The organism is Lishizhenia sp., from assembly GCF_057456495.1.
Genome location: NZ_JBVCPV010000219.1, coordinates 1 through 4263 on the forward strand (window position 1 = coordinate 1; position 4263 = coordinate 4263).

The 4263-nt window shown below is 37.0% G+C and carries 2 protein-coding genes; both read right to left on the reverse strand.

Going from position 1 to position 4263, the window contains the following annotated elements; all coding sequences use genetic code 11:
* Nucleotides 1–911 precede the first annotated feature (911 nt).
* A complete protein-coding gene (gene trpS, locus AC22ZQ_RS12835) occupies nucleotides 912–1880 on the reverse strand; it encodes a tryptophan--tRNA ligase (RefSeq protein WP_318959165.1) in 969 nt (322 codons plus the stop codon).
* A gap of 740 nt (nucleotides 1881–2620) precedes the next feature.
* Nucleotides 2621–4263 (reverse strand): GumC family protein (locus tag AC22ZQ_RS12840; protein WP_318959166.1); only part of this gene is annotated, 1643 nt, incomplete at its 5' end.

Here is a 4263-nt window from a genome sequence, read left to right on the forward strand (position 1 = left end):
ACTTTTACATGGATAGGTAAGGTAGGTTTTTAGGTTTGGGCTAGATTAGGTTGATTAGCTTATTTCAAAGATACAGCATCAAGCTCCTCTTGTCAACTGTGGATTCTCGCAGGTAGACTCCTTTGTTTGAGCGTTTGTTTGTTCGATAGTTTGAATATTGAGCAAGAAGAGTAACAAGTCATAGACTAAGACCATCGTCGTATCTTCAGAGATAGAGGTCAGACTTGTGAAGATGCGTTCCGATGCTAATCGGAAAAGAGCACGTAGCGTAGTCTGAACCATGGTTCTCAACTTTGGTAAAAGTTGGGAAATCTCCTAAGATTCGACTAGATTTTTCTTTGGTTCGTTTCTAGCGCCGTACTGAGCGTAGCCGAAGTATTATCAATGGAGAAGAAATGAACAAACCCAAGCCTCGAAGCTCGAACCCAAAAAAGCCTCGCTGATTAAACGAGGCTTTACTTTTACATGGATAGGTAAGGTAGGTTTTTAGGTCTGGGCTAGATTAGGTTGATTAGCTTATTTCAAAGATACTGTATCAAGCTTCTCTTGTCAACTGTGGATTCTCGCAGGTAGACTCCTTTGTTTGTTCAATAGTTTGAATATTGAGCAAGAAAAACACTACCTGGTTTTAACCAAAAATCAAGTAGTGTTTTCACCAAGGTCACGGAGTTGTTCGTAGCATTCCATTCCATAGTTCCGGCCTTCGAGACTTCTCGTCCCTCCAACCTCAGGCCTCAAAATCAGTATTGAACGCAAGTAGTGGGTTGGGAATATGCTCTGTAAAAATCCATTTTCATGAATCTCTTATCACATTTGACTAAAAAGCAAAAATCCCTCACCACCAGGCAAGGGATTCAATAAAAATTCCACATTCAGAATTCTCAATTCTTAATTCTCAATTCTTAATTTAATTAGTATCCTACTTTCGCTCTCACGCGTTTTAAGGTAGCAGCAGCAATCTTTCTTGCCTTTTCCGCTCCAATGGCTAAAGCTTCGTCTATTTCGTTCTTATTTTCCATTAAATACTCAAATCGTTCACGTTGAGTAGCAAACTTTTCACAAATCAATTCAAACAATTCTTGTTTAGCATGACCATACCCGTAGTTACCTCCTTCATACTTGGCACGCATTTCCGAGATTTGCTCAGAAGAAGCCAACAATTTATACAAAGCAAAAGCATTACATGTATCCGGATCTTTTGGTTCTTCCAAACCTTTACTGTCCGTTGCAATCCCCATCACCTGTTTTCTCAATTTTTTATCCGTTTGGAAAATATTGATGAAGTTATTTCTTGACTTACTCATTTTATGACCATCTGTTCCAGGGATAATCTTTGCCTCTTCACTTGTCTTCGCTTCTGGAAGCACGAAAATATCACCGTTAATATTGTTGAAACGAGAGGCCACATCACGTGTAATTTCAATGTGTTGTAATTGATCTTTACCGACGGGGATAATCTCTGCATCATACAACAAGATATCTGCCGCCATCAACATAGGATAGCTAAACAACCCTGCATTCACATCACTTAAACGATCCGCTTTATCTTTAAAAGAGTGCGCTAATGTCAAACGCTGAAAAGGGAAAAAACAACTCAAGTACCAAGTCAATTCAGTGACTTCCGGTATATCGCTTTGTCTATAAAAAATCGTTTTTTCAGGGTTTAATCCAAAGGCAAGCCAAGTAGCCGCTACAGCGTAGGTATTCTCACGTAATTCATTCCCGTCTTTAATTTGGGTTAATGAATGCATATCGGCGATAAATAATAAAGAATCATTTTCTTCACTATTTGCCATCTCTACGGCCGGAGCAATAGCTCCTAAAATATTCCCCATATGAGGAACTCCCGTACTTTGGATTCCTGTTAAAACTCTTGCCATTTCAAATGATTTTGTCCAAAAATAAAATAGATTTCTGATATTCCATTCATGAATTCAAAGATTCAAGCATTCAAGAATTCAAGAAATGATTGATGCAAGTGTATTTAACATGATTATAGGCAGAAATATTCGCTCATCTCGTTAGATCGATTATCGACGAACCGAAGTAATATCAAGGATTGAGCAATAACAAGACCCAAGCAAAAAGCCCCGCTGATTCAACGAGGCTCTACTTTTACAAGGTAGGTTAGATAGGTTTTTAGGTCTGGGCTAGATTAGGTTGATTAGCTTATTTCAAAGATACAGCATCAAACCTCTCTTGTCAACTGTGGATTCTCGCAGGTAGATTATTAGATTTAATTGTTTGAATGTTCGATAGTTTGAGGTTAGAATGTGAGTGATTAAAAAAATTTAATTCTTCACTGCGTGAAAAATTTAAAGAAAAGAATGGTCTAAGTACACTATTGAATATAAGCTTGGAGTCCAGAGGAAAACATGATTAAATCATACTAATTTGGAAAAGTTCGGCTTTGTAAAAGAAACTTAGTTTTCATGAAGAAAAAGGAAGTTTTAGTTACACAGCCTAGCGTTTTCTTTGGTTCGTTTCTAGCGTCTTACTTAACGGAGCCGAAGTATTATCAATGAAAAAGAAATGAACCAAACCCAAGCTTCGAAGTAGTAACATAAAAAAAGCTCCTGATTTTCACCAAGAGCTTTTAAATTTATTATAAGTAAATGAATTAAGACTTCTTCTTAAACCATCCTAAAATTCCTTTTTTCTGATCTTTGTCAAAATCAACTCCGTAACCGTAGCCATAACCATATCCGTAGCCATAACCATAACCACGACCTTTGGTTTTAACACCGTTTACTACCATGGCCATTTTACCTAACTTACCATTTTTGTAAAAGTCAGAAGCAAATTTCAACAGACGCTTATCCAAGTAATTCGCTCGAGCAACATACAAGACAACATCTGCGTATTTCGCCGCTGATACCGTATCTACCACTAAACTCGTAGGAGGCGTATCTACGATGATGTAATCAAACTTCTCACGTAGCTCTTTAAACATTACTCCCAAATGATCCTCCATCAATAATTCAGAAGGGTTAGGCGGAATAGAACCAGAAGAAATATAGTATAAGTTATCCGTATTTGGAGATTTTCTTGTTATTGCATCTAATTTTAAACCCGGTGTCGCTAAGAAATCAGAAACCCCTTTCCCTTGCGGCATATCCACGTATTCCAACAATTTTGGTTTACGTAAATCTAATCCAACAACAACTACTTTTTTCCCTGTAAAGGATAAGGAATACGCCAAGTTCAACGAAGTAAAGGTCTTTCCTTCACCCGGGATTGTAGAAGTTGCAAATATTACTTTTCCACCTTCTATATTTTTATCTAAAACAAAGTTTAAATTAGTACGCAAGATTCTATATGCCTCAGCAATAGGACTCCTAGCATCTTTTTGGGTAATAATCTTTGTTTTTTCTTCGCTCGTTGGAACGGTTCCCACAAAAGGTAAATTCAATTTCTCTATATCCTCTTGACCATGAATTTTATTGTCCAACAAGTCTCTTAAATAGATGACTCCAACTGGGATTAGAATCCCCAATAAAAAGGCTCCTAAAAACACAATTTTCTTCTTAGGACTTACGGGAATTCCGTCTGAGTAAGCCATATCGATAGGCTTCGCATTGGAAACATTCGAGGCTTGTGTTATCTCACTTTCTTCACGCTTCTGTAACAAGAACAAGTACAAACTTTCCTTAATCTCTTGTTGACGTAAAATGCTTCTGTATTCCTTTTCAAATTTAGGTAAGGACGCAATTTTTTTCTGATAATCTTTGTTTTGGTCCTTTAATATGGCTAGTTGAATATTTAAACGTGACTTCAAATTATCTAAACCAGTGACCAAACTCGCTTTGATTTGCTCCAATTGCGAATTGATGCGTAATACGTTCGTATTTATAGCAGAAGATGACTTTAACAATTCATTTCTCTCCAACACCAATTCATTATACTTGGCAGTCATCTGATTAATGGCCTGATCTTCAAAACCTAAATTTGCAGGTAAAAGTACTTCAAAATTATCTTTATAATCCTCAAGATACTCCGTCATGTAATTAGACAAATTGACTTGAATTTCAGCCTCTGTCACCGCCTTTTCAGCTTCTGCTTGTTGCTTGTAAAACTTTTCTGCATCGGCTGATACATCCATTAACCCATAATCCGTTTTATATCTCTCCCCTTCATTTTCAATTTCTCGTAACTGATCCTGGATCAATTCTAAACGTTTGTTAATGAAATTACTCGTATTCTCCGCCACCTCATTTTTATCAGCGATAGCATTTTTACGATGCTGTTTAATAACCTCATTTA